18 protein-coding genes and 1 riboswitch are annotated in these 25398 nt (G+C 72.4%); of the genes, 11 read left to right on the forward strand and 7 right to left on the reverse strand.

Translation table 11 applies throughout. The features are described from left to right. Positions 1 to 70: 70 nt before the first annotated feature. Positions 71 to 670 (reverse strand): NAD(P)H-dependent oxidoreductase, encoded by a 600-nt coding sequence (locus tag WMF28_RS06260; RefSeq protein ID WP_437601151.1) that lies wholly within the window; start codon positions 668 to 670, stop codon positions 71 to 73. Between the two features lie 158 nt (positions 671 to 828). On the opposite strand from WMF28_RS06260, the gene WMF28_RS06265 reads away from it, so the two are divergent. The 4 genes from WMF28_RS06265 to WMF28_RS06280 all read left to right on the forward strand — a co-directional run bounded on the left by WMF28_RS06265 (position 829) and on the right by WMF28_RS06280 (position 4678). Next, positions 829 to 1332, forward strand: a complete 504-nt coding sequence (locus WMF28_RS06265; protein WP_437601152.1) for a response regulator — start codon at positions 829 to 831, stop codon at positions 1330 to 1332. A gap of 150 nt (positions 1333 to 1482) precedes the next feature. Further along, positions 1483 to 2850 carry a multicopper oxidase family protein gene (locus WMF28_RS06270; protein WP_437601153.1) on the forward strand — a complete coding sequence of 456 codons (1368 nt, stop codon included), beginning with the start codon at positions 1483 to 1485 and terminating at the stop codon, positions 2848 to 2850. Positions 2851 to 2924: 74 nt separating this feature from the next. Next, entirely contained in the window at positions 2925 to 3404 is a 480-nt protein-coding gene (locus tag WMF28_RS06275; protein ID WP_437601154.1) for a GNAT family N-acetyltransferase, read from the forward strand. 245 nt (positions 3405 to 3649) lie between these two features. Continuing rightward, positions 3650 to 4678, forward strand: a complete 1029-nt coding sequence (locus tag WMF28_RS06280) for a formylglycine-generating enzyme family protein (RefSeq protein WP_437601155.1) — start codon at positions 3650 to 3652, stop codon at positions 4676 to 4678. Positions 4679 to 4715: 37 nt separating this feature from the next. Here the strand turns inward: WMF28_RS06280 and WMF28_RS06285 are convergent, their stop codons facing one another. Next, complete coding sequence (locus WMF28_RS06285; protein ID WP_437601156.1) at positions 4716 to 5657, reverse strand: serine/threonine-protein kinase; 942 nt, start codon at positions 5655 to 5657, stop codon at positions 4716 to 4718. Positions 5658 to 5765: 108 nt separating this feature from the next. On the opposite strand from WMF28_RS06285, the gene WMF28_RS06290 reads away from it, so the two are divergent. Next, complete coding sequence (locus tag WMF28_RS06290; protein WP_437601157.1) at positions 5766 to 6788, forward strand: lipoyl protein ligase domain-containing protein; 1023 nt, start codon at positions 5766 to 5768, stop codon at positions 6786 to 6788. A 111-nt stretch (positions 6789 to 6899) separates the two neighbouring features. Here WMF28_RS06290 and WMF28_RS06295 read toward each other — a convergent pair whose 3' ends face one another. Beyond that, positions 6900 to 8354: an aminotransferase class V-fold PLP-dependent enzyme gene (locus WMF28_RS06295; protein ID WP_437601158.1), complete on the reverse strand. Its 1455-nt coding sequence runs from the start codon at positions 8352 to 8354 to the stop codon at positions 6900 to 6902. 36 nt (positions 8355 to 8390) lie between these two features. Beyond that, positions 8391 to 8505, reverse strand: a riboswitch (SAM riboswitch). Positions 8506 to 8729: 224 nt separating this feature from the next. Here WMF28_RS06295 and ggt point away from each other — a divergent pair. Then, positions 8730 to 10640, forward strand: coding sequence for a gamma-glutamyltransferase (gene ggt, locus WMF28_RS06300; protein ID WP_437601159.1), 1911 nt, complete (start codon positions 8730 to 8732; stop codon positions 10638 to 10640). A 42-nt stretch (positions 10641 to 10682) separates the two neighbouring features. Here the strand turns inward: ggt and WMF28_RS06305 are convergent, their stop codons facing one another. After that, on the reverse strand, positions 10683 to 10829 hold the full coding sequence (locus WMF28_RS06305) for an ester cyclase (protein WP_437601160.1): 147 nt from the start codon (positions 10827 to 10829) through the stop codon (positions 10683 to 10685). 337 nt (positions 10830 to 11166) lie between these two features. On the opposite strand from WMF28_RS06305, the gene WMF28_RS06310 reads away from it, so the two are divergent. After that, complete coding sequence (locus WMF28_RS06310) at positions 11167 to 11934, forward strand: hypothetical protein (protein ID WP_437601161.1); 768 nt, start codon at positions 11167 to 11169, stop codon at positions 11932 to 11934. A gap of 72 nt (positions 11935 to 12006) precedes the next feature. On the opposite strand, the gene WMF28_RS06315 is transcribed toward WMF28_RS06310, so the two are convergent. Then, on the reverse strand, positions 12007 to 14121 hold the full coding sequence (locus WMF28_RS06315; protein WP_437601162.1) for a M13 family metallopeptidase: 2115 nt from the start codon (positions 14119 to 14121) through the stop codon (positions 12007 to 12009). 133 nt (positions 14122 to 14254) lie between these two features. Further along, positions 14255 to 15727 carry a type VI secretion system contractile sheath large subunit gene (gene tssC / locus WMF28_RS06320; RefSeq protein WP_437601163.1) on the reverse strand — a complete coding sequence of 491 codons (1473 nt, stop codon included), beginning with the start codon at positions 15725 to 15727 and terminating at the stop codon, positions 14255 to 14257. Between the two features lie 571 nt (positions 15728 to 16298). On the opposite strand from tssC, the gene WMF28_RS06325 reads away from it, so the two are divergent. From WMF28_RS06325 to WMF28_RS06340, 4 genes are all read left to right on the forward strand, one after another. Further along, complete coding sequence (locus WMF28_RS06325; RefSeq protein ID WP_437601164.1) at positions 16299 to 16559, forward strand: hypothetical protein; 261 nt, start codon at positions 16299 to 16301, stop codon at positions 16557 to 16559. Between the two features lie 54 nt (positions 16560 to 16613). Continuing rightward, the gene (locus tag WMF28_RS06330) at positions 16614 to 17198 is read left to right on the forward strand and encodes a hypothetical protein (protein WP_437601165.1); all 585 of its coding nucleotides are present in this window, start codon (positions 16614 to 16616) and stop codon (positions 17196 to 17198) included. A 2-nt stretch (positions 17199 to 17200) separates the two neighbouring features. Further along, a complete protein-coding gene (locus WMF28_RS06335; RefSeq protein WP_437601166.1) occupies positions 17201 to 19360 on the forward strand; it encodes a heavy metal translocating P-type ATPase in 2160 nt (719 codons plus the stop codon). Between the two features lie 110 nt (positions 19361 to 19470). Then, complete coding sequence (locus WMF28_RS06340) at positions 19471 to 20028, forward strand: cytochrome C (protein WP_437601167.1); 558 nt, start codon at positions 19471 to 19473, stop codon at positions 20026 to 20028. Between the two features lie 22 nt (positions 20029 to 20050). On the opposite strand, the gene WMF28_RS06345 is transcribed toward WMF28_RS06340, so the two are convergent. Further along, positions 20051 to 25132: an AAA family ATPase gene (locus tag WMF28_RS06345; protein WP_437601168.1), complete on the reverse strand. Its 5082-nt coding sequence runs from the start codon at positions 25130 to 25132 to the stop codon at positions 20051 to 20053. Positions 25133 to 25398 lie beyond the last annotated feature (266 nt).

Consider the following 25398-nt stretch of genomic DNA (forward strand, 5'->3'; position numbering starts at 1 on the left):
CCGGGACTCCAGGGCTCATCGCGGCGACGCGGTCACGGCCCAGACCGGCGGCGCGGCCGGCTCTCCGCGCCTACCCGCGCGTCCGTTGTCTGGCCAGCGCGAGGCGGCGGCCGAGCGCGCGCGCCGGCGTGAGATCGAGCTCGTCCTGGCTCGCTCGAGTCGGGCCGTCGCGCCGCGCCGTCCTGCTCGCCGGAGCCATCTCGGCGCGGGCGGGGGGCTGGATCAGGACTCCATGATTGAGGAGGGAGACCATCATTGCCTGGAGCGCCGCGCGCTGCGCCCCCTCGACCGGAGAGGGCGAGCAGAACACAGACGCCACCTTGCCGGCGAGATCGCCCGAGAGCTGCCTCGCTCCGTCGAGGAAGCGCCGGAGCTCGGCGCTCATCGTGCCGTAGCGCGCAGGCGAGCCGAAGGCGATGCCGTCCGCCCAGAGGAGGTCGTCGCTGCGCGCCAGCGGGACGGCGGCGAGGTGCTCGCGGGCCGCACGGATCCGCTCACCCGTCCTCCAGCGGTCCTGCGGCGCCGCGAGGTCGGCGAGCTGTCGGAGCCGGACGGTCGCCCCGGTCTGCTCGGCGCCCTCCGCGACCGCGGCGGCGAGCGCGGCCGTGTCACCGTAGAGGGAATAGAAGATCACGGCCACGTTCACGGTCGGGGGGTATGCAGCGCCCATACCGCCGTCCTCGCGCCCGGAGCGCACCTCGCCGCCTCTGACGAGCTCGCTGCGCGTCCCGTCATGCGTAGTTCGTCGCGCGCGATCCGTCCGCACACGTCGCGCGCTGCGGCGCAATTCGAATTGCGCGCTGTGGCGGAAGGTTTTATGGGTCCTCGGTGGGCACGAACGGATCGCGCTCGGGCGACAGCGAGGGTGCCTCGCGCGGTCCCGAGCGGGAGGGCGACGTGGAGCCGGGCGATCCGTCGGTCGCGCCGCCGCTGGCGCCGCGCGCGGCCGGGCGAGGCGTCGTGGCGGGCGGCCCCGCGCGGCCGCGGACGATCTGCGTCATCGAGGACGACAAGGGCGTCAGCGACGCGCTCGCGGGTGTGCTGTCGGACGAGGGCTACGCGGTGATGACGGCCGCGAACGGCGCCGAGGCGCTGGCCAGGCTCCGCGATGTGCCGGCGCCGGCGCTCATCGTGCTCGATCTGATGATGCCGGTGATGGACGGCTACGCGTTCCGCGCAGAGCAGCTGCGCACCCCCGCGATCGCCGATGTCCCGGTGGTCGTGCTCACGGCGGGGGCGGCGCCGCGCGCGGCCGAGCTCGGACCGGTCGACATCCTGAAGAAGCCTGTCGATCTGGTTACGCTGCTCGATGCGGTGGGGCGCTATGTCTGACGGGGCGCGCTGAAGTGAGGAGGAGCGAGAGATCCGCCGATACCCGGCGAAATCTCTCCTGGAAGTCGAGGCAGTGGTAAGATCCGTCCCCACGCCATGCTGTGCGAGCGTCCTCTTGTTCTTTTCCTGAGCCCTTTGCTTGCTGTCGTGATGATCGGCTGTGCGACAGATCCTCCAGCTCAGCCCGAGGGGTGGGACAGCGCGGTGGCGCTGCGGCCGGCGGTCGATCTCGACGCCAGGCCGGAGGTGGTCGAGGTCGATCTGACCGCGCGTGTCGAGGAGCTGGAGATCGTGCCCGGCAAGAGGACGCCCACCTGGACGTATGACGGCGGGCTGCCTGGCCCGCTGATCCGCGCCAGGGTGGGAGATCGCGTGATCGTGAATTTCCGCAACGAGCTCTCGGCGCCCACCACGGTTCACTGGCACGGCGTGCGCTTGCTGGCGGAGATGGACGGCGCGCCCGGGCACAGCCAGGCCGAGACGCCGCCGGGCGGCAGCTTCACCTACGACTTCGTCGTCCCCGACGCGGGGCTTTACTGGTATCACCCGCACGTCGACTCCGCCGTGCAGTCGGGTAACGGCCTCTACGGCCCGCTGCTGGTCGAGGATCCGGGCGAGCCTGCGGCGCTCGGCGACGAGCTCGTCCTCGTGCTCAGCGACATCACCGTGCGCGACGACGGCACGCTCGAGGACCCGGACGTGGGCGGCAATCTGGGCACGCTGTTCGGGCGCGAGGGCGACCTGTTGCTCGTGAATGGGCGGGTGAACCCGGTGATCGAGGCGCGCGCCGGGCTCAGGCAGCGGTGGCGCATCGTCAACGCGGCCAGGTCCCGCTACTACCAGCTCGCGATCACGGATCACCGCTTCACGCGCATCGGCGGCGACGGCGGGCTCCTGGAGCGCCCCGTCGAGACGGAGATGATCCTGCTCACCCCCGGCGAGCGCGCCGACGTGCTGGTGGCGCCGCGCGGCGCGCCGGGCTCGACGCTCTCGGTGCGCTGGGTGCCCTACGATCGCGGCTATGGCGCCACCTTCGGGAGGCCCGAGGTCGAGGCCTTCCGCCTCCGCCTCGCGGACGAGCCCGCGGCCGAGGACGAGCCGCTCCCCGAGGTCGCGCGGGCCATCGGGGCGCTCGACACGGCGGGGGCGACGCGCGTCGATCTGAAGCTGACGCTGCGGGAGGGGCCGGGCGACGTGGTGATGGGCATCGACGGCGTGGCCTCGTGGGAGGCGGAGCCGCTCGTGGCGGCGGTGGGCGAGACCTCGGTGTGGACCGTCGAGAACACGATGGATTTCGATCACCCGTTCCACCTGCACGGCTTCTTCTTCCAGGTGCTCGGCGAAGGCGGGGAGCCGGTGAGGCCGCTGGAGTGGAAGGATACGGTGAACGTGCCTGTCGACGGCGGGGCGCGCTTCGTGGTCCGTTACGACAACCGGCCGGGAATGTGGATGTTCCATTGCCATATCCTCGACCACGCCGACGCCGGCATGATGGGGATGCTGAACGTCGTGCGGTGATGGCGCCGGAGCGGGTGGGCTGCTCCGGCCGGGGGCGGTGGAACCGAGGTGTCTTCAGGTGGTAAGCTGGCGGCATGCCTGAGCTGCCCGTCGCCTTGCGGTCGATCGATGTCACCGAGCTCGATGCGTTCGTCGAGCTCGTGGTCTGCTCGTATGCGGACGAGCGCGCGAGCGCCATGGACGCACGGACGGAGGACGCGCAGCGCAACGCGCGCTCCCAGGTGGAGGCGCTCTTGCCGCAGGGGCTCGCCACCCCCGACCACCACCTCTATTCGGTCCTGGAGGGGAATGCTGCGGTCGGGCATCTCTGGATCGGGGTGACCCACGTGGACGGGTTTCGAAGCGCGTTCATCTACGATATCCACCTGCGTGAAGACGCCCGCGGCCGGGGCCTCGGGCGCCGGGTCATGGTGCTCGCCGAGGAGGCCGCCCGCGGCCTGGGCGCGCGGGATATCGAGCTCCACGTCTTCGCGCAGAACACGCGGGCGCGTCGGCTCTACGAGTCGCTCGGCTACCGGGTCACGAGCCTGAGCATGAGAAAGCACCTCGGCTGAGGTCCGGGCCAAGGGGCATGGTCGCTCTGGTCAAAAAGCAGGCTTCAGAGTTCGATGCGCTCTACATCGATGGAGTCCACGGCTGCACGATCTGCGGGGTGAAATAGGCATCGAGCAGGAATGCGGGAAGGTGGGAAGGCGGGCGCGAAGGCGGGGGAGACAGAGTGACCTTGTTCATTCCCTCATGTCGTCTCCGCTCCTTTCTGTTGATTCCGCTCTGTCGACTCGGTAAGGCAGGAAGGAGCATGAGGAAGAGATCTGCGCGATGGCTGTGGGCGGCGCTGTGCCTGCCGGGCGTCGGGTGCACGACGATCGCCGGGCTGGACAAGCCCTATCATCCGATAGAGGAACAGGGCGCTGGTGGCGCTGGTGGCGCTGGTGGCGGTGGCGGCGGAAGCGGTGGCGTGGAGAGCGGCAGTCGCTGCGCTGGGCTGCCCACGACGTGCGGGCCGGCGGGAGACGAGAGCTGCTGCGCGAGCGAGCTGGTGACGGGGGGGACGTTCGCCCGGAGCAACGACCCGGCTTTCCCGACCACGGTGAGCGACTTTCGGCTGGACCGGTTCGAGGTCACGCTGGGGCGGTTCCGGGCGTTCGTGGAGGCGTATCCCGGGAGCCGGCCAGCAGCGGGCGCCGGCGCGCATCCGCGGATCACGGACAGCGGGTGGGATGCGGCGTGGGACGAACGCCTGCCGCCGGACCATGCCGAGCTCGTGAAAGGTCTGTTCTGCGATTCGGAGGGCACGGCGTGGGTGTGGACGGATGAGCCCGGCGCGAACGAGCGCTTCGCGATGAACTGCGTGAGCTGGTACATGGCGTTTGCGTTCTGCGCGTGGGACGGCGGTCGACTGCCGACGGAGGCGGAGCTGGGGTACGCGGCGGCCGGCGGCGCCGAGCAGCGTCCGTATCCGTGGTCCGCCTCGGCGGACGATGAGACCCTCGATCGGGACCACGCGGTGTATGCCTGCAATGGCAGCGATGTGGAGGGGTGCGTGATCGAGGACGTCCTGCCGGTCGGATCGAAGTCACCGCAGGGAGACGGGCTGTTCAAACAATCGGACCTGTCGGGGAGCGTGTGGGAGTGGACGCTGGATTGGTATGGAGATTACCCGCCCGACTGCGTGGACTGCGCCGTCACGACGGGCGGCACGGAGCGGGTGATGCGAGGCGGCGGCTGGCGCAGCGCCGCGGAGGCGCTGCACCTCTCCACCCGCGACTACCGCCCCCCGGCGAACCGCGCGATCGGCATCGGGGTCCGGTGCGCGCGGGAGCCGTGAGCGAGCAGGTACGCGTCGAGCTTCTGCGGGCGAAGCGCTACTGGCCCCGCGCCCTCGCGGCGGCCGTCGCATAAGGCGGCTCGCGGCCCGCGCGCACCGCGGCGAGGTCGGCGCGCATCATCCTCGCGTCGGGATACCGCTCCTGCTTGAGGAAGGCGAGGGCGCGGTCCACGACGGCGCACAGCCCTGGCGGCGCCGTGGGGGCGTGCTGCGCGAGGGGCGGCGCCTTCTCGGTGGAGACGGCGATCAGCAGGTGCGCGTCGCTCAGGTTGCCGTGGATGGTGCGGCCCGCGAGCAGGCGGAACATCGTCGCGCCAAGGCCGAACAGGTCGGTCCGGCCGTCGATCTCGCGGATGAGGCCCAGGGCCTGCTCGGGCGCCATGTAGTCGTCGGTGCCGATCGACACGCCCGTGCTGGTCTTCGTCATCTCCGGCACGCCGGCGACGTCCTCGAGCAGCGGGTCGAGGACGCGCGCGAGGCCGAAATCGAGCACCCGCACGCGCCCGTCGTTGCCGATGTGCAGGTTCTCGGGCTTGAGATCGCGGTGAACGATGCCGTGGTCGTGCGCCACGGTCAGCACGTCGAGGACCCGCTCGGCGAGCGCGATCACCTGGCCGACAGGGAGCGTCCCGTGCCGGACCATGCGGTCGAACACCGTCTCTCCCTCGAGCACCTCCATGGCCATGTAGACCGCGCCGTCGTCGGTGGCCCCGGACTCCAGCACCTGGGGGAACCCATCGCAGAGCGGCGCGACGGCGGCCAGCGCGTTCCCGATCGGCCCCTCGCGCAGGAACCGCTTGCGCACCTCGTCGATGCCGGCGAGGTCGGCGTGCAGGACCTTGACCGCCGCCACGCACCCGTCGGCGCGGCGGCAGAAGAAGACGCTCGCCATGCCGCCGACCCCGAGGACGCTCTCCACCGCCCATGGGCCGATCCGCCTGCCGACGCGCTGCTCTGCGAGCTCCTCTTCGGTCACCATGGGACGATGGTATCACTGGCATCGCCCCGCGGGGTCTCGTCTGGGCGGGCGCTCCGGCCGAGTCGAGCAGACGCCGCTCGGTGCCGAGGAGACTACATGATGGCTGCCATGCGCTCCCTCCCGCCTGCCCACCGCCCTCTCGCGGACGCGCTCGCGCTCGGCCCGGCCCTGCTCGCGCGTGCCCGCTCGGCCCCCGAGGCGCCGTGGATCGCCGCCAGCCTCGTCGAGGGCCCCGCCGTGGTGCTCGGGGCGGTCCAGCGCGCCGCGCGCGTCGTCGACCTCGCGGCCTGCGCTGCGCGCGGCGCGAAGGTCCTGCGGCGCTCCACGACCGGCACCGCGGCCTTCCTCGGCGGGCGCGGCGTCCTCTGGACCCTGGCGTTGCCGCACGTGGCCGCGCTCGCGCCCGACGCCACCACCCGGACGCTCTTGAACCGCAACGTGCGCGGCTTCCTCAAGGGCTTCGCCCGCGCCGGCGCGCCGGCGCTCTACGGCGGGCGCGAGTGGATCTCGCTGCAGCACCGCCCCGCCGCGCTGCTCGGCATCGACGCCACGCGGGACGGCGCGGTCCTCATCGAGGTCTTCGCAGGCCACGACGCGCCCCTCGCGATCCCCGCGGAGCTCGCGGCCCCGGACGAGCGTGCCGTCGATCGCTGGCTGGGCAAGGCGCCGGCGGCGCTCTCCGAGGTCCTCCCGGCGCGCGTCTCGCTCGAGGCGCTCGCGCGCGCCGTCGTCGAGGCGGTCGCGCTCCGCGCGGCGCTCCCGCTGGTCGATGGCGGAGAGGCGCCGGAGCTTGCCGCCGAGCGCTTCCAGCCCATCACCGCGCCCGACGACCCGGCGCCGCCGGGCGCCGGCGACGCGGTGCTCGCGCGTGTGCCGATCGGCTGGATCGAGGCCGCGGCGCTCGGCGAGGCGCCGGCGCGCGCGTGGCTCGGCGGCGATGTCCTCGCGGCGCGCTGGCTCCTGGAGGATCTCGGCCGGGGCGCGGCCCCTGCGCCCCCGGATGCCGGGACGTTGCCGCTGGAGGGGGCCAGCCTCTCGGATCTGCGCGCGCTCGCGCAGCGCGCGCTCTCGGCGGAGCGCGACGGCGGAGCACGCCCCCCGCGCGTCGCCCACGACGTCGAGGGGGGCTGAGCAGCTGACGTCGAGCTGCGCAGCAGCAGACTGCGCAGTCTGCTGCTGCGCAGTCTGCTGCTGCGCAGTCTGCTGCTGCGCAGTCTGCTGCTGCTGCGCAGGCCGCGCGCCTCAGGCCAGCGCCTGGCACGGCGCGAGATCGCTCGCCAGGAGCCCATGCAGTGCGCCGGTCGCGCCCCCGGCGAGGAGGCCGGCCAGCGCAGGGCGGGGGCGCGGATCCGGCTCGGGAACGTGCCGCCCTCCGTCGAGGCGATAGCGCCAGCGGGGACCCCGGTCGATGAGATCGGTGATCGCGCCGAGGAATCGATCGATGTCCGCCACGCTGGTGCCGACGCCGAAGCTCACGCGCACCGCGCCGGGCACCGCCGCGCCTCCGGACCCCTCCTGGGCGTGAGCCCCGGCGAGCGCGCTCATGAGCGGGTGCGCGCAGAACGAGCCGTCGCGGACGCCGATGCCGTGCTCGGCGCTCAGCGCCGCGGCGAGCACGCCGGGATGGAAGCCCCGCACATTGAACGTCACGACGCCGATGCGCGGGCTCGCCGGGCCCCACATCGCGAGCTGCTCGACGCCCGGCACGGCGCGGAGGCCGCGCGTGACCCGGTCGAGCAGCCTCGCCTCGTGCGCCGCCACGGCGGACATGCCGACCTCGCCGAGCGCACGGCAAGCCGCGGCCAGCGACACCGCGCCAACGACGTTGGGGGTGCCGGCCTCGTGGCGCGGCGCGCCGCTCGCCCATTCGACACCATCGAGCGTGACGCGCCGGACGGCGCCCCCGCCGGCGAGGTAAGGGCGCGCGGCGTCGAGCCAGTCCCCGCGACCGACCAGCACGCCGCCGCCGAAGGGGGCATAGAGCTTGTGACCGGACAGCGCGAGGTAGTCGGCCCCGATCGCGTCGAGATCGATCGCGCGGTGGGGCGCGAGCTGGGCCGCATCCACGGCCACCCGCGCCCCGCGGCGATGGGCCACAGCGGCGAGCTCCGAGAGCGGCCACAGCTCGCCCGTGACATTGCTCGCCCCCGTCACGGCGAGCAGCCCGTGGCGCGAGGACACGCCGCGCAGGGCGTCGTCGGCCCGCGCGATCGCCTCGTCCGCGCTCGCGGGCACCGGCAGGACAATGGACCGGCCACGCCGCCACGGCAGCTGATTCGCGTGGTGCTCCGAGGCGAAGGTCACCACCGTGGTGTCCTCGGGCAGCGCCGCGGCGAGCAGGTTGAGCGCATCGGTCGTGTTCCTCGTGAACACCACCGTATCTCCGGCGCGCGCTCCGACGAACTCGCCCACCTCCCGGCGAGCGGCGGCATGGAGCTCGGTCGTGACCGTGGACGCGAACCCCGCGCCGCGATGCACGCTGCTGTACCAGGGCAACAGCGTTGTGACCGCATCGAGCACCGCGCGGAGGCACGGGGCGCTCGCCGCGTAATCGAGGTTCACGTAACCCACCTGCGCTCCGGTGACGAGCGGCACGGTGAGGTCCGCACCGACGACGGGTAAAGGGAGAGCGCCGATTGCGGGCGGCGCCGGCACGGCCGCAGCAGGACGCCAATCCACGACGGGAGCGATCGACATATCACCTCACGAGTCCAGGAGACTCCGGGCGACCAGAGTCCGCGCTTGCCAGCCGCTCATGCGGCCGGCCAGGTCGTCACCCGGGACACCCCACCGCGGTTCGGAGGGTTGTCGGCCAGCGAGCCGGGGCTACGCGCTGGCGCTCATGACCTGCGCATACAGTACCTCGATGGCTGCCTCGTGGCAAGGGCCTGCGCGACAGCGCAGCGGCTCGCCCGGCTGCGGGCGCCGGTACGGCGGTTGCATCGTGATGTTCCACGGTACGGCGATGCTGCCCATCGCCGCTCCTGGACAGGACCCTCACGGCCGCTCTTGCCGGACGAGGCAGAAGGCGCCCGTGTGCCCTGCACCCTGCAGCGCTTGCCGAGAGAACCCATGAAGACAACCACGCCCGCCCTCGGTCTCCTCTTCTTCCTGTGCGCCTCCTGCAGCGTGAACGAGAAGGTCGCTCCGCTGGGCACCGGCGGCGCCGCGCCGGACGACGCGGGCGCGGTGCCGGACGCCTCCGGGGGCGGCGCCGGCGACGACCTGTTCGCCCAGCTCCCGACGATCACGCCGACGGCCACCGGGCAGCGGGGCGCGGCGGCGACGGTCGATCTCCGCGGCTCGCTGGCCGCCATCGAGGTCCTGAAGCGAGGCGGCAACGCCGTCGACGCCGCGGTCGCCGCGGCGGGCGTGCTCGGCGTGACCGATCCGTTCTCCTGCGGCATCGGCGGCGGCGGCTTCATGCTCATCTACCTGGCCAGCGGGGACAAGGTGATCGCCCTCGATCACCGCGAGACGGCGCCGTCGCGGCTCGAGGCGGGGTCCTACTACGAAGACGGCGTCCCGGTGGCGTTCCCCGAGCTCGTCACCAGCGGCCTCTCGGTGGGCGTGCCCGGCACCGTGCGGGGCTGGAGCGACGCGCTCCGCCGTTATGGAACCCTCGGGCTCGGGGACGTGCTCCAGCGGGCCATCCAGGTCGCGGAAGCGGGGTTCGACGTCGACCCGACCTTCTTCGAGCAGACCCGCCGGAACCTGGCGCGCTTCCAGGCGATCACGAGCACCAGGGCGCTCTTCCTGGGGCCTGACGGCCAGCCGTGGCCCGTCGGCACGATCTTCCGGAACCCGGACCTGGCCAGCACCTACCGCCTCATCGCCGCGGGAGGAGAGAAGGCGTTCTATGAAGGACAGGTCGCCGCGGCCATCGTCGCCGCGGTCAAGGCGCCTCCGGTCGAGCCCGGGAGCGCGCTGAACGTCCGCGCCGGCGTGCTCGAGCTCTCCGACCTCCGGGACTACGAGACCCGCGTGCGCCCGGCGCTCTCGACCACGTACCGGGATCGTACCCTCTACGGCATCGGCCTCCCGAGCAGCGGCGGGATCACCGTCGCGGAGGCGTTGAACCTCCTCGAGGGCTACGACACGGCCACCCTCACGCCGGTCGAGGTGCTCCACCGCTACCTCGGCGCCTCCCGGCTCGCCTTCGCCGATCGAGGCGCCTTGCTCGGCGATCCCGAGTTCGTGGACGTCCCCGTCAAGGGGCTGCTCTCGAAGGACTACGCCGATTCGCGGCGCGCCCTGCTCGACCTCCTCCAGGCCCCGGCCGCCGCGGCGGCGCCGGGCGACCCGTATGCGTTCCAGCGCGATCCGAGCCCCGCGCCGGCCCGCGCCAGGAAGGCGACGGGCCGGCGCGCCGGCGCGAACGACGCCCACGACAACGAGACGACCCACATCTCGGTCAGCGACGCCGCCGGGAACATCGTGTCCTATACCTGCACCATCGAGGACGAGGGCGGCAATGGCATCGTCGTCCCCGGCCACGGTTTCTTGCTGAACAACGAGCTCACCGACTTCACCCTCCTGCCCGACCCGAGCGCGCCGCACCCCAACGTGCTCGAGCCGGGCAAGCGCCCGCGCAGCAGCATGAGCCCGACGCTCGTCTTCAAGGACGGCAAGCCCGAGCTCGCGCTGGGCTCGCCGGGCGGGGCCACGATCATCACCACGGTGCTGCAGATCCTGGTCAACACCATCGACCTGGGCCTCCCCATCGACGAGGCGCTCGCGGCGCCGCGCGTCTCGCAGCGCAACTCCGGCGACGGATCGACCGACGCGGAGACGGCGTTTCTGAGCGCCCCCGAGGCCGAGGGGCTCACCTCCCTGGGCCACGTCCTCTCCGACGCGGCCACGCTGGGAGGCGAGATCGGCGCGGCCACCGCCCTCCGCTTCAACGGCGACGGCACCGTGACCGCGGTCGCCGAGCCGGTCCGACGCCACGGTGGGAGCGCGATGGTCGAGCAGGAGCGGTAGGCGCGGCGCGCTCGCGTCCCTGGAGCTCGAGGAGGGGTGAGCTCACCGCGCCGGCGGCCAGGCGCCGATCTGCGCGAACGCGGTGAACCAGTCCTCGAGGTGCCATGTCCGCGCGATCCGGCCGTCCCGCAGCGCATGAAAATCGTGGCACGGGATGCTGATCTCCTTCCCGCTCGGCGCCACCCCCATGAAGGGGCCGGCTCGGTCGGATCAACGGCACCCCTGTTCGCCATGCTGGCCCCTTCTTTCCCGGGTGGTTCGGCGGTTCACGTCGCCGACAGCCGGGCCGTGCCGATCGGCAATGAGCACGCCAGCGCTCAGCTCGCCCACCTCTCGGCACGTCCGCCCCGCGGCCTGCCCCATCGAGGCGCTCGTCCAGCGGCCGTCGCATCAGCCATTCACGGGGGCCGCCGTCCGGAATGGCTGCTGGCGCAGCAGCAGGCGATCCGTAGGGGTGCTGCGGCGGCAGCAATTGAACGATTCATCACGATCTATTGAAATCCTGCTTCCGCCCGGGATGTCCTCTATGAAGGCGCAGATCATCGATGTCGCCAGCTTCATGCCCGAGCGCACGGTCGTGAACGAGCCGCCCGAGGCGAGCGGGCAGGACGCTCTGGCGGACAACGCGTTCTTCAGCGGTGTCAACGAGCGGAGGTTCGCGTCGCCGGATTACCTCTCCGAGGACCTCGGCGTGCGCGCCGTCGAGCGGCTCCTGGAGAAGACCGGAGTCCGTCCCGAGACCCTCGATCTCATCGTCTGCTCGTGCATCTTCTCGGACACGTTCTGGCCCGGCATCGGTCCCGCGATCCAGCACCGCGTCGGCGCGAAGCAGGCGACGATCCTCAACCTCGACACGAACTGCTCCTCGTACCTGTCGGGGCTCAACACGGCGAGCTTTCCGACCGTTCCCGTGCTGGCGAGGACCAGGAAGTCGCTGGCGCGGGAGGCGGGGCTGTCGCGCGCGGCGTTCGCCCGCCGCTTCACGGCCGAGCTGGGCGAGCCGCCGCTCGCTTACCTGACCCGCTGGCGCATGGGGGCTGGCGTCGCGGATCCTGCTCCAGGGCGAGGCCTCCCTGGCCGAGGTGGCGCGCCGGGTGGGGTACGAATCGGAGTTCGCCTTCCGCCGGGCCTTCAAGCGCAGCCGGGGGGGTGGCCCCGGCCTCGTTCCGGCGAAGCGGGGCGGGGGCGCCCGCGGCGGCGGCGACGTGAGCGCGCAGGGAAGGGAGGCCGGGGTGGTGGGGGCATTGGCCCAGAGAGATGTCACATGAAGGCGGGAAGGCGGGAAGATCATTGATGATTTCTTCCCGCCTTCATGTTCCAATGACCCCACCACCGGCGGGGGGCTAACCAAGAACGCCGCGCGCGGTTACCAGACCGCGCACGTCTTGGCCGGTCGCATCGGCGTGCCGGACGCGCACTTGAAGGCCTCGCCGAACTCCGGGAGGTTCGCGACCGGCCCGTTCACGCGGAAGCGCGGCGGGGAGTGCGGGTTCACCTGCACCATGAGCCGGAGCGCCTCGTCGCGCATCTTGCCGCACCAGGCCTGCCCGTGCGCCAGGAAGAACTGCTGATCTTCCGTGAAGCCGCCGGCGACCGTCTGCTCCGCCGCGCCCTTGCGCATCGTGCGGTACGCCATGAACGCGAGCTTCAGCCCCCCGAGATCCGCGATGTTCTCGCCCAGCGTCAGCTTGCCGTTCAGCTTCAACCCCGGCAGCGCCTCGTAGGCCGAGTACTGCGCCTCGACGCAGCCGGTCTTCGCCTTGAACGCCGCCGCGACCTCCTTCGACCACCAGTCCTCCAGGTTGCCCTTCTGGTCGAACTGCGAGCCCTCGTCGTCGAACCCGTGCGTGAGCTCGTGCCCGACCACCATGCCGATGCCGCCGAGGTTCACCGCCACGCCCGACGTCACGCTGTAGAACGGCGGCTGCAGGATGCCGGCGGGGAAGACCATGTGGTTGCGCTGCGGATCGTAATAGGCGTTCACGGAGGGCGGGCTCATCTGCCACTCGTCGCGATCGACCGGCTTGTCGATCTTCCCGAGATCCCACCGCGTGTGGAAGGCGCGCGCCGCGAGCGCGTTCTTCGCGTACGACCCAGGATCGACCTCGAAATCGTACGTCCGCCACTTGTCGGGATACCCGATGAGGTACGCCATCGCGCCGAGCTTGGCGAGGGCGCGCTGCCGCGTGCCCTCATCCATCCAGTCGAGCGCCCGCACCTCGCGCGCGAACGCGTCGCTGACCTCGCGCACCATCGCCTCGGCCGCGGGCTTGCTCTCGCCGGGGAAGCTCGTCTTGACGAACGGCTGCGCGAGCAGCTCGCCGAGCGCGTTGTCGGTCGCGTCCACGCAGCGCTTCCAGCGCGGCCGGACCTCCTTTTGCCCGGTCAGCGCCGATTGCATCGTGAAGCTCTCGTCGACGAACGCCTTGGGCAGCACGGGCGCGCTGGAGCGCACCACGTGCCACGCCAGGTAGTTCTGCCACGCGGCGGGCTTCGCCGATCTGAGCAGCCGCGAGAGGCCCTCGAAGAACCGGACCGAGGTCACGTTCACCTCCTTGACGTCCGGGCGGCCGAGCCCCTGGAAGTACGCGTCCCAGGGGAACTCCGGCGCTGCCTTCGCGAGCGCCGCCCGGTCCAGCTTGTTGTACAGGCCCTTCGGGTCCCGCCGCTCGACCCGCGTCTTCGACGCCTTCGCGAGCTCGGTCTCGATCTGCATCACGTCGAGCGCCGCCGCCTTCGCCGCGGCCTCCTGCGCCCCGGCGAGCCGCATCATGCGCGCGACGTGCTCCTCGTAGGTCTTGCGGATGGCCTTCGATTTGTCGTCCTCGTTGACGTAGTAGTCGCGGTCCGGCAGGCCGAGCCCGTTCTGGTCGAGCTGGGCGATGACGCGCGTCGCGTCCTTCATGTCCTGCGCAGAGGCGATGTCGAAGAGCGCCCAGATACGGCGGCTGTGGAGCTCGGTGACGAGCGCCCCGACGCTCTTCGGGTCGCGCACCCGCCGCGCCTTCGCGAGGAGATCCGCGATGGGCTTCGCGCCGGCGGCCTCGACCGCGGCCTCGTCCATGCACGAGCCGTAGTAGGCCCCGATCTTCTTGCTCACCGGATCCCGGTCGCCGGCCTGCGCGGCCTCCTCGAGGATGCGCCGGAGCTCCGCCTCGTTGCGCCGCTCGATCTCGTTGAAGCTCCGCATCCAGTAGGCTTCGTCGCCCGGGATCTCCGCCTTGGCCAGCCATCCGCCGCAGGCGAACTGGTAGAAGTCCTCGCAGGGGCTCGCCGAGCGGTCGAGCGCGGCCTCGTCGAGCCCGACGTTCGCGAGCTTCGTCTCGACCACGGGGAGGCCCTGCGGCGCCGGCGGCGCCGCCGTCCTGGCCGCGGCGGAGGGGGGCGCCGGCGGCGGGCCCGCGGCCGGGCCGCAGGCCGGCAGCGCAGAGAGGGCCAGGGTGATCGCGAGGGGAGCTGCGAGCGGTCGTTGCGTGCGCATGCGGCGCTCTACCATGGACCGCCGGCCGCGCGGACAGGGACCGCCGGCCGCGCGGATCAGCCAGCGATGTCGACCGGCCTTCAACTTCGCCGCCTTTGCCGCCTTCTCTTTCGCCCGGAACGCGCGGCCGGCCTCACTCGCGGTCGAGCTTCCCCATCAGGCTCAGGGTGAAGTAGGCCCCCATGTACTTGAGGTGCGGGCGCACCTCGAGGTGCACCCGGTACCAGCCCGCGCTCCCCTCCACCTCGCTCACCAGGGTCCGCGCCTTGCGGAGCGGCCTGCGCGAGCGCACGGCGGGCGACACGACATCCATGTCCGCGACATACCCGCTCAGCCAGCCGTTCAGCTCGCGCTCGAGGTCGCCGCGCTCCTTCCACGTACCGATCTGCTCCCGCTGCATCACCTTGAGGTAGTGGGCGAGCCGGCTGACGAGGAACACATAAGGCAGCTGCGTGCCGAGCCGGTAGTTGATCTCCGCGGCGCGCCCCTCGTCGCTCTGCCCGAAGTACTTGGGCTTCTGCACCGAGTTCGCGGAGAAGAAGCAGGCGTTGTCCGTGTCCTTGCGGAACGTGAGCCCGATGAAGCCCTCCTCGCTGAGCTCGAACTCGCGGCGCTCGGTCAGCATGATCTCGGTCGGGATCTTCGTCTGGATCGCGCCCAGCGCCTCGTACTCGTGGAGCGTGAACCCCTCGACCGTGCCGCCTGACTGCGGACCGATGATGTGCAGACACCAGCGGTGGCGCGCGAAGCTCTCGGCGAGCCGCGTCGCCATCGCGTAGGTGGGGGCGCCCCAGGAGTACGCCGCGTGGTTGCCGACGACGTCCTCCTCGTAGGAGAACGCCCTGACCGGGACGGTGCTCGCCCCGTAGGGCAGGCGCAGGAGGAAGCGGGGGAGGAGCAGGCCCACGTAGCGGGCGTCCTCGGACTCGCGGAACGCTGTGTACTTCATGTACTGCGGCCCCTCGAAGAGCGCCTTGATGTCGCCGAGGTGCGGCACCTTCCGGTAGTCCGTCAGCCCGAAGAACTGCGGGCCCGCGACGGCCAGGAAGGGCGCGTGCGCCATCGTCGCCACCGCCGCGCACTTCTGGAGGAGCGCGATGTCCTGGGGCCCGGGGCCGAACTCGTAGTTCGAGACGACGGCGGCGAACGGCTTGCCGCCGAAGGAGCCGAACTCGGACGAATAGACGATCTTGTAAAGGCCGCTCCTCACGAGCTCGGACGAGTCCTCGAAATCCGCGAGCAGGTCGTCCTTCGAGCAGTTGAGGACCTCGACCCGGATGTTCTCGCGGAACTCGATGTGATCGACCGCGAACTTGAGGCCGCGCCACGCGGCCTCCAGCCGCTGGAACACCGGGTGGTGCAGGATCTCGTCGATCTGGCGCGACAGCCGCTGGTCGATCTCCGCGATCCACAGGTCGATCAGCGCATTGTCGAGCGCCGCGCCGGTGTCGGGCCGGCCGGCCACCTTGTCCAGCGCGGCCTTCACGCCGCGCTTCATGTCCCGGTACGCCTCGTTGGCCGGGGAGATCCTCGTCTCCGCCAGGAGCTCCGCGAGGAGAGAGCCGCTGCTCTCCTTCGCCGGCTCTTCGTGCTGCCCCGCTTGCATGTCCACAAATTACCACGGTCGCTCGCCGGCTGGAAGCGATGGACAGCCGGCGCCCGCGCGCGGCGCGGCGCGGCGCGGTCCCGGGCACGCCCCGCGCCCCGATCGCGCATCGACGTTGACGACGTGACGGAGCCGCGCCCCTCGGACGCCCGCGCGGAACGGTGCAGAACGCTCCGTCAGCACGCAAGTCAGGTGTCGAGTGGACATGAAATGTACATGGCGATCGAGCGACTAGAGTGTTACAAATCATTTGTGGGTGCTCTCAAGGAAGTCGCGGAAGCAGGGGTTCTCGCGCGAAGGTGCCCTCCCACATTCCCGGATCCGGGGCCGCCGCCTCCGCGACGGCGCCCGTCCTGGTCGTGGCTGCGCAGCGCCGACACCGCGCGTCGCTAGCGCCCCGAACGGCAAAAAACTCAGTGAAATCAGCGGCATAGGCACGGAGGGGCGGGGCGCATCTTCTGTCTCTCTCTCTCTCTCTCTCTCCTCTGTGCCTCTGTGGTTCGAATTCTCTGTCTTCCATCGGCGCGCCGTCGCGCGCCGCCGGTCGTGAATTTCGAGGAGAGGAGGGGCGATGGTACGCGTCGGGTTTGGCATCATCATCGGCGTGGGACTCGCCAGCTTGACAAGGATCACCCGTCCGACCGTCAAGAGGGCCATGCGGCTCGGCTTCGTCGCCGCCGCCGCCGTCAAGGGCGCGCTCGGCGAGGGCAAGGAGCGGCTCGCCGACCTCATCGCCGAAGTGAAGGAGGAGGTGGCCCGGCAAGAGCAGCGCGCCGGCACCGGCGGCGCGCAGGCGTCCGCGCACGACGGGATGGAGCCGCCCGCGAGCTGACGAGAGGGGTGTTCCGGTGACCCGGCCTCGCCGGCCGGGACCGGGAGGTGAGCCATGCCGAGCGATCGAGGGGTCTTCATCATTCACAGGGTTCCAGGGCGCGTCCGCCTCGGCGTCCCCGCGCTGCGCAGGGATCCGTCGAGGGCGGCGGAGATCGCGGAGATGGCGCGCGCCTGCCCGAGCGTCGTCGACGCGCGGGGGAGCGCGTGGGCCGGGAGCCTCACGGTCGAGCACGAGCCCGATGTCGCGCTGGAGGCCGTCCTCTCCGAGCTCGCGCTCATCCCGGAGCTCTCGGACTGCGGCTGTCATCCGCTCGATTCCCTCACGCCCCCGCCGTCGCACTGCGCCGCGCCCGTCGAGCCGCCGAGCCCCGGCCGGACGGCGCGCTTCGTGGTCAAGGCCGCGGACCGGCTGAACTCGGCGTCGCAGGTCGTCCCGCCGCAGCACGTCGACCTCAAGCTCCTCGTGCCGGCGCTCCTCGTCGGCTCGGGGGTGCTCCAGGTGATGATGGGGCGCTCCTCGGGCATGCCCCACTGGATCACGCTCATCAAGTATGGAGTCGACGCCTTCGTTGTGCTGAATCACGCCCGCATCCAGGGCTTCTTCGCGGGCGCGCCCACCGGCGGCGAGACGGGGTGACCATGGCAGCGCTTCCGCCGAGCGGGACCGAGCCGGTCTCGGTCGTCCACGCGATCTCCGGCAGGGTCCGCCTGCGGCTCCCGCGGCTCGGGCGGGACGCGGCCTTCGGCCCGCTGCTCGAGGCGGGGCTCACCGCCGTGCCGGGGGTCCTGTCCGTGCGCATCGCCGAGGGCGCGTCGAGCGCCGTCGTCGAGCACGACCCGCGGCAGGTCGACGTCGGCGCCATCGCGCGCGCCGCCGCCGCGGCCTCGGCCGCGCCGGCCCCGCGGGGGGCGCTGCGCGCCGCGCGCGACGCCAGGAAGGCGCGCCGCGCGTCCGCCCTCGCGAAGCGCCCGCTCTACCTCTCGAGCGCCGGCATGGTCCTCTCGCTCGGCAGCTTCGCCTCGCCGCTGCTCGCGTACCCGTTCATCGCCGCGACGTGCGCGCCCATCTTCGGGCGGGCGTGGGACTCGGTGGTGCGGCAGCGCAAGCTCAACGTCGACCTGCTCGACAGCCTGGCGATCGCCTCGGCCGTGGCGACCGGCGACGCCATCAACGCGGCCGGGATCATCTGGCTGGTCACGCTCGGCGACCACATCCGCGATCTCACCCAGGCGCGCGCCCGGCGCGCGATCCGCGGCCTGCTCGGGTACCAGCAGGACTTTGCGTGGGTGGTCCGCGGCGACGCGAAGGTGCAGATCCCGGTGGCCGAGCTCGCCGTCGGGGACGTCCTCGTCGTCTACACCGGCTCGGTGATCCCGGTCGACGGGACGGTCACGGACGGCGAGGGGCTCGTCGATCAGCAGACGCTGACCGGCGAGTCGATGCCGGTGCTCAAGGGCCCGGGAGACCGCTGCTTCGCCGCGACGGTGATCAAGGACGGCAAGCTGTACGTCCGCGCCGAGCGGGTCGGCGGCGACACGACCGCCGCGAGCACCGCGCGGCTCATCGAGAACGCGCCCGCGCTGGAGACGCGCGCGCAGAACTACGCGGAGGTCGTGGCGAACCGGCTCGTCCCGCCGGCGCTCGCGTGCTCGGCGGTCGTGCTCGCGGCGACGAGGGACCTCGGCCGCGTGTCCGCCATCCTGACGATCGACTTCGGCACCGGCCCGCGCGTCTCGGCCCCGACGACGGTGCTCGCCTCGATGAACGCCGCGGCGCGGCGCGGGATCCTCATCAAGGGGGGCGCCTACATCGAGAAGCTCGCGAAGGTGTCGACGGTGGTGTTCGACAAGACCGGCACGCTGACCTCCGGCGTCCCCGAGGTGACCGACTTCCTCGTCCACGACGCCCTGCCCGAGCGCGAGGCGGCGACGCTCGCCGCCGCGGTGTCCGCGCGGCAGACGCACCCCGTCTCGCAGGCCGTGCTCCGTCTCGCCGACGCGTGGCGGCTGTCGATCCCGGACCGGGAAGAGTCCCGCTACCTCGTCGGCCGGGGCGTGCAGGCCAGGGTCTCCGGCAAGATCGTGCAGCTCGGCAGCCCGCGCTTCATCGAGGAGCTCGGCATCCCCTGCCGCGCCGAGGCCGGCGCGAAGCGGGCGCTCGAGGCGGCGGCGAAGTCGCTCCTCTTCCTCGCCGTCGACGGGCAGCACGTCGCCACGCTCGCCTACCGCGACGCGATCCGGGCCGAGAGCCGCGCGACCATCCGGAGCCTGCGCGAGCGCGGGATCGACGACATCGTCATGCTGACGGGCGACAGCCGCGAGGTGGCGCGGCAGGTCTCGCTCGAGCTCGGCATCACGCGGTGCTTCGCGGAGATGCTGCCCGAGGACAAGGCGGAGATCACGCGCCGGCTGACGCAGGAGGGCCGCACGGTCGCGGTCGTGGGGGACGGCATCAACGACTCTCCGGCGCTCTCGTACGCCGACATCGGCATCAGCGTGTCCGCAGGCGCGGAGATCGCCCGAGAGACGGCGGGCGTCGTGCTCGTGGAGGACGACCTGTCGAAGCTCGTCGAGGCGATCGACATCTCGCGCGCCGCCATGCGCATCATCCACCAGAACTTCTCGATGATCCTCGCCGTGAACGCGGTCGCGTACGCGCTGTCGATCCCCGGGTTCCTCAACCCGGTCGCGGCGACGCTCATGAACAACGGCTCCGCGGTCCTCGCCTGCGTGAACGGTCTCCGTCCGCTCATGGCGGCGCCGCGCAGGAGGGCCCGCGCCGGCGGCGAGCGGCGGTGAGCCGGCGCGGCGCGCGGGTCCGACGGCGGCGGACGCGTTCCGCCCCGCGCCGCGCCGCGGCCCGGTATGCGCGCTGCACGACGGATGGAATGGCCGGGAAGGAGAGCGAGATGCGCGCTGGATCGAGGTCCTCCGCCGCCGCGCGGGCGCGCGCGGCGCGCTGGGCTGTGCGCGGGCTGCCGGGCGCGGCGGTGGCGGCGGTGATCGGCTGTGTGGCCTGTGCCCAGCCGCCTGCCTCGCCGCACGTGACGGCGGTGAGCCCGGAGGAGGCCGGCCGGTACCTGATCCTCGTGGGCGGGTGCAACGACTGCCACACGCCGGGCTGGGACAGATCGAGCGGCAGGCTCCCGGCCTCGGAGTGGCTGACGGGCAACGACATCGGCTACCGCGGTCCGTGGGGGACGAGCTACGCGGCGAATCTCCGACTCTCCGTCCAGGACCTCGGCGAGGACGCCTGGGTGAAAATGTTCCGCGCAGCCGCGGGCCGCCCGCCGATGCCCTGGCTCAACTACGCCACCATGCACGAGAGCGACCTCGTGGCGATCTATCGCTTCATCCGGAGCCTCGGCGCGAAGGGCGCCCTCGCGCCGACGGCGGTGCCACCGGGGCAGGAGCCGGAGACGCCGTACATCCTCATGGTCCCCCAGCAGCCGGGGCGCAGGCCGTAGCGGCCCCTCGGGTCGGCGCGCGTCAGGGGCGCAGGGCGTCGAGCGACGCCGGCGCCGTCCGGCTCGCGGCCGGGGGCTCGCAGGGCAGCTCCACCGTGAACCGCGCCCCCTCGCCCAGGCGGCTGTCCGCGCGCACCGCGCCGCCGAGCGCCTCCACGATGCTCTTCACGACGTGGAGCCCGAGCCCGAGCCCCCCGAAGTGGCGGCTCGACACAGCGCGCTCGAACCGCTCGAACACGTGGGGCAGTCGCCCGGCCGGGATCCCGATGCCCTGATCCTGCACCACGAGCTCCGCCGTGCCGTCCTTCCGCGCCACCGTGATCTCGATCGGCTTGCCCGCGCCGAACTTGAGGGCGTTGTCGAGCAGGTTCGACACCACCTGCTCGAGCCGGCTCCGGTCCCACGACCCCACGACGGAGGGCTCGGCGCGCACGCTCACGAGCGAGCCCGATTGCGCGACGCGCTCGTCGAGCCGCGCCACGACCTCGTCCACGACCTCCGCGAGGTCGACCGGCTCGACGTGCAGCTCCAGCCGGCCGCTGTGGAGCTGCGAGACGTCCAGGAGATCGTCGATCAGCCGGGCGAGCCGCTGCACCTGCCGATCCATCCGGTGCAGGGCGCGCCCGAGGCGATCCTCGGGCGCGTGGCCGCTCCGGCGGAGCAGCGCCTGGAGGCCGAGGCGCAGGGAGGTGACGGGCGTCCGGAGCTCGTGCGACGCGACGCTGAGGAAGTCGTCGCGGGCGCAGACGGCGCGCTGCGCCTCGCGGTAGAGGCGGGCGTTCTCGAGGGCGATCGCGATCTGGTCCGAGAGGAGCTCCAGCACGCGGACGCGGTCGCGCGTGAAGGCGCGCGTGGTGAGGTTGTTCTCGAGGTAGACCACCCCGAGCCGCGCCTCCTTCCGCTGGATGGGCAGGACCAGGACCGACCGCGACCCGCCCTCGGCGAAGTGAGGATCGCGGCCCTGCTCCGGCTCGCAGGCCGCGTCGTCGATCACGAGGAGCTCCCGCGCTCCGTGCGCGTGCTCGACGACCCGCCGCGGGACCTCGCGCGACCGGGAAAGCGGCGTGCGCTCGATGGAGACCGGGGCCGCGACCGACCCCAGGGCCCGCACGAAGAGCTCCCCCTCTTCCTCGAGCACGAGCGCCCCGCGCTGCGCGCCGGCGGCCTCCAGGCAGACGCCCAGGAGCTTCTCGAGCAGCCGATCGAGCACGATCTCTCCGGAGAGGGTCTCGGCGGCCTTGAGCAGGCTGAGCGCGTCGAGGGCGACCGCCGGCAGCCGCTCCTCGACGAGCTCGGGCTCCTCGCAGGGCCCGTAGAGCCCGAACTCGTCCGTGAGCGCGCGGGCCTTCTCCGAGGCCCCCCAGCGGGCGAACCCCTGCCGCGCGGCGCGCAGGTACAGGGCCGCGATCCGCGCCCGCCCGAGCCCGTGGTAGAAGCGCCCGGCCAGCTCGTTGCCGAGCGCCGAGAGATCGAGGAATCCCCCGCGCGTCGCCGCGGCGACGGCCTCGTCGTATCGCGCGCCGGCGAGCTCGAACTTGCGCTCGACGCGGGCGATCTCTGCGTCGACGAGGAGGCGCCGCGGGAGGAAGTTCTCCGCGCAGCCCGACTCCCACCTTTGCAGGACGCGATGCAGGTCGGCCACGCGCGCGAGCAGCGCGGCCCGCTCTCGCGCGTCGGCCTCGTCGCACCGCCACAGCAGCGTGAGCGCGGCATACAGCGCGTGCTGGCACTCGGGGATGTATCCGCCGAGGAAGTGCATGTACGGGACCGCGGCGTCGGCGTGCGCGGCGGCCTGGGCCAGGTCCCGGTACGTGTAAGAGGCCTGGAGGCGCACGATCTGATACACGCACATCGTCGACGGTTCCCTCTGCGCCGCCTCGAGGAAGGCCCGCTCGTCGAACTCCGCGTCATCGGCCAGGCTCCGGCTCCTCGTCAGCCCCTTGAGGCACCGGATGGTCTGCCGGTAGGCGAGCTGGTGGAGGAGCGTCGACTTGTTGCCAGTCTGCCGGCTGAACGCGAGCGCGTCGTTCAGATCGACCAGCACGCGATCGAGCTCCACCCCTGCGGCGAACGAGTGCTCCACGAGCCCCGTGCGCGCGTACGAGGCGAAGCGGAGCTCGCCGGACGACAGGCCCAGGGCGATGATCTCGCGGAACGGCCCCGCGCTCGACGCGAGCGGCGCGATCCACGGGTGAACGAACTCGTTGTACATGTACCGGGCGATCGTCTCCTGGGCGCGATCCTCGAACCTCCGCGCGAGCTCCACGGCGAGCCGGCCGAAGCCCTGGGCGCTCTGGAGCTCGCCCTCGGCCGCCAGGAGCAGCGCGTGCCCTGCGTAGGAGAGGATCGCCTCGCTCGAGTTGCCGTGCTCCAGCGCGAAGCGGACGCCGAGGGCGGTGAGGAGCAGCAGCTGCTTCCGGTCCGCGAACCACGCGGGGGCCACCAGCTCGCCGAGGAGCTTCATGTGGGCCCGGGCTCCTGGCGTGGTCACGCGGGGGAGGTCGACGAGCGACTCGGGCGAGCGCGCCGCGACGTGCCCGGCGATGGCCCACCGCTGCGCCGCGATCGCCCCGTCGAGATCCGCCGAGGGCAGCTCGACCCCGAAGTCCGCGCGCAGCGCGTCGCGCCCCCAGCCGAGCGCCAGATCGTGCTCGCCGGTGATCGTCGCGCTCATGATCCGGAGCGCCTCCAGATCGACCTTCTCGGGGATCGACGCCGCGTGGCGGAGCCCCTCCTCCACGAGCGCGCGGGCCATGGCGTGCTGATCGGTCAGCGCGGCGCACTCCGCCGCGTCGCGGTGGAGGGAGAACCAGAGCTCGTAGCACGAGCGGGAGGCGCCCTCCGGCAGCAGACGGAGGCCGCTGCGGAAGTATGCGAGCGCCGGGCCGTAGGCCGCGGCGCGGCGCGCCTTGAGTCCGGCGCGGTGGTTCAGCCGCGCGAGGCGGCCCCGCTGCTCCGCGTCGAGCGGAGCCGGGCCGAGGTTCAGCTGGTCCACGGCGTGGAACAGCGCGCTCTCCACCCCGTCTCCGCAGGAGGCCTCGAGGAAGCGGCCGATCTCCAGGTGCAGCTGCCTCCGCCGCTCCGCTGGCGCGAGCTCGTAGGCGGCCTGCTGGACGCGATCGTGGGCGAACCGGATCGCGAGCTCCCGGCCGCGCTCGCGCGCGCTGTCCGGCAGGATGAGGCCCTCCCGGAGCGCCTGGCCGAGCGACGCGATCGTCTCGTCGATGGACCGGCCCGACACGGCCGCGACGATCCCGAGCTCCGAGCGCCTGCCGATGCACGCGGCGATCAGCAGGAGCTCCTGCGCCTCCTCGGGCAGCTTGCGGACGGACTCCGCCATCAGCTGGACCACGTTGTCGGTGGCCCCGACCCGCTCGATCCGGCCGAGGTCCCACGTCCACGTCGAGCGGCTCGCGTCGAAGCAGAGCAGCCGTTTCCCCTGGAGCGATCGGAGGAGCTGGCGGACGAAGAAGGGGTTGCCGGCGGTCTTGGCGAGGATGAGCTCCGCGAGCGGCCGCGCCCGCTCCGGCTCGCAGCGGAGCGCGTCGGCGAGCAGCGCGACGATCGCTCGCGCGTCGAGCGGGCCGAGCGGCAGGCGGGTGATCGGGACCCCGGCTTGCCGGAGCTCCTCCAGGGTCCCGTGGAGCCGGTGCATGAGGCCGACTTCCATCGGCCGGTACGCGGCGATCAGCAGCACGTGCCGGCTGCCTGGATCCACGGCCAGGGCGTGCAGGACGCGGAGCGACGCGGCGTCCGTCCACTGGAGATCGTCGAGGAAGATCGCGAGCGGCGGCCGCTGGCCGGCCACCGCGCGCACGAAGTCCTGGATCGCGAGCAGGAAGCGGCTCTCCGCGCGCATCGGATCCACGGCGGGCAGCTCGGGCGCCCCCGCGAGGAGGTCGGCGAGCTCCGGGCAGAGCGCGGCGAGCGCGCGGCATGGCGCGCTCGCCGCGTCCCTGAGCTGCGCGCGGCTGTCCTCCGGCTCGGCGTGGAGCGCGGCCGCGAGGGCGCGGAGCGCCTCCGTCAGGGGGGCGTAGGGCACGTTGGCGGCGCGCAGATCGAACTTCCCCTCGATGAACCGCCCGCCCCGCTCGGCGACGGCGCTTTGCAGCGCCTCGACGAGGGCGGTCTTTCCGATGCCCGCCTCTCCGGTCACCAGCATGAGCTCTGTCCGGCCCTCCGACGCGCGGGCGAGCGCGCCGTGGAGCGTGGCGAGCTCGCGCTCGCGCCCGAACAGGCGCTCGGGCAGCGGGAGCCGCCGCGCGAGGTCGAGGCGGCCGAGCTCGAACGGCGCGATGTCGCCGGTGGAGAGCCATCGCCTCCGCGCCTCGCGCAGGTCCTGGGCGAGGCTCTCGGCGCTCTGGTACCGCAGCTCCGGCATCTTCGCGAGGAGCCGCTGCACGAGCTCGGACAGCGTCGCCGGGACGTAGGGGCTCACCTCGTGCGCGGGCACGGGGCTCCTCGCCATGTGGGCGTGCACGAGCGCGAGCGGATCGAGGTCCTGGAACGGCGGCGCGCCGATGAGCATGGCGTAGAACGTGGCGCCCAGCGCGTACAGGTCCGAGCGCGCGTCGATGAAGCGGCCTGTGCGCCCGAGCTGCTCGGGGGACAGGAAGGGGAGCGCCTTCAGCTTCTCGATCTCCACGGCGCCGGGCGCGCTCGTGAGCTCGGCCGCGTCCACGAAGTGGACGAGGGTGACCTGCCCGTCCGCGCCGAGGACCACGCGGCTGGGGGCGATCGCGCGGTGGACGACGCCGCCCGCGTGGATGCGCGCGCAGGTGTCGGCGAGCGCGACGGCGATGTTGAAGAACGCGTCGAGCGCGAGCGGCCCTCGGGCGAGCCGCCGCTCGAGGTCCTCGGGGCCCGCGTCCTCGAGGAGGAGCGCGGGCGCGCTCTCCGGGCCCTCCAGCGCGAGCGGCCGCGCGACCCCCGGCACGTCGAGCCGGCGCAGGAAAGCGTGCTCGCGCAGCAGGAGAGCCGCCGCGCCCGGGGCCGGATGGCTCCCGCGGACGGTCTTCTGCACGACCGTCCTGCCGGCGACCGTCAACCTGCGGAGCAGAAAGCGGCCGCATCGGTGGACCTGGGTCGCTTCCGCCCGAGTCATACGCGTTCCCCCTCGCGCAATTCACGGGAATATAAAACAAGGTGTGTGTGCGCGCGAGCCGGGAAATCCTCGGCCTCAGGATACGACCCGGCGTCGTCGGAGCGAACGTCGTGGAGCGGGCGCTCGATCCTCCCGTCCGGTCCTCGTGGCCCGCTCCTGCTCGCGCTGCTCCTCGATCAATCCAGCGAGCGAAGGTGCTAGGATGAGGCTGCGCATGTCCGGCGGGTGGGCGGCTGCCCGGCGCCGGTGCGCACACCGGGGAGCTT

It is taken from the genome of Sorangium sp. So ce590 (genome assembly GCF_051521365.1).
In the GTDB taxonomy this organism is placed as follows: Bacteria; Myxococcota_A; Polyangia; order Polyangiales; family Polyangiaceae; genus Sorangium.

Coding starts and splice junctions, on each gene's coding strand:
- WMF28_RS06260 (WP_437601151.1), bottom strand. CDS start 670: ATGGGCGCTGCATACCCCCCGACCGTGAACGTGGCCGTGATCTTCTAT.
- WMF28_RS06270 (WP_437601153.1), top strand. CDS start 1,483: ATGATCGGCTGTGCGACAGATCCTCCAGCTCAGCCCGAGGGGTGGGAC.
- WMF28_RS06275 (WP_437601154.1), top strand. CDS start 2,925: ATGCCTGAGCTGCCCGTCGCCTTGCGGTCGATCGATGTCACCGAGCTC.
- WMF28_RS06280 (WP_437601155.1), top strand. CDS start 3,650: ATGAGGAAGAGATCTGCGCGATGGCTGTGGGCGGCGCTGTGCCTGCCG.
- WMF28_RS06285 (WP_437601156.1), bottom strand. CDS start 5,657: ATGGTGACCGAAGAGGAGCTCGCAGAGCAGCGCGTCGGCAGGCGGATC.
- WMF28_RS06290 (WP_437601157.1), top strand. CDS start 5,766: ATGCGCTCCCTCCCGCCTGCCCACCGCCCTCTCGCGGACGCGCTCGCG.
- WMF28_RS06295 (WP_437601158.1), bottom strand. CDS start 8,354: ATGTCGATCGCTCCCGTCGTGGATTGGCGTCCTGCTGCGGCCGTGCCG.
- ggt (WP_437601159.1), top strand. CDS start 8,730: ATGAAGACAACCACGCCCGCCCTCGGTCTCCTCTTCTTCCTGTGCGCC.
- WMF28_RS06305 (WP_437601160.1), bottom strand. CDS start 10,829: ATGGGGGTGGCGCCGAGCGGGAAGGAGATCAGCATCCCGTGCCACGAT.
- WMF28_RS06310 (WP_437601161.1), top strand. CDS start 11,167: ATGAAGGCGCAGATCATCGATGTCGCCAGCTTCATGCCCGAGCGCACG.
- WMF28_RS06315 (WP_437601162.1), bottom strand. CDS start 14,121: ATGCGCACGCAACGACCGCTCGCAGCTCCCCTCGCGATCACCCTGGCC.
- tssC (WP_437601163.1), bottom strand. CDS start 15,727: ATGCAAGCGGGGCAGCACGAAGAGCCGGCGAAGGAGAGCAGCGGCTCT.
- WMF28_RS06325 (WP_437601164.1), top strand. CDS start 16,299: ATGGTACGCGTCGGGTTTGGCATCATCATCGGCGTGGGACTCGCCAGC.
- WMF28_RS06330 (WP_437601165.1), top strand. CDS start 16,614: ATGCCGAGCGATCGAGGGGTCTTCATCATTCACAGGGTTCCAGGGCGC.
- WMF28_RS06335 (WP_437601166.1), top strand. CDS start 17,201: ATGGCAGCGCTTCCGCCGAGCGGGACCGAGCCGGTCTCGGTCGTCCAC.
- WMF28_RS06340 (WP_437601167.1), top strand. CDS start 19,471: ATGCGCGCTGGATCGAGGTCCTCCGCCGCCGCGCGGGCGCGCGCGGCG.
- WMF28_RS06345 (WP_437601168.1), bottom strand. CDS start 25,132: ATGACTCGGGCGGAAGCGACCCAGGTCCACCGATGCGGCCGCTTTCTG.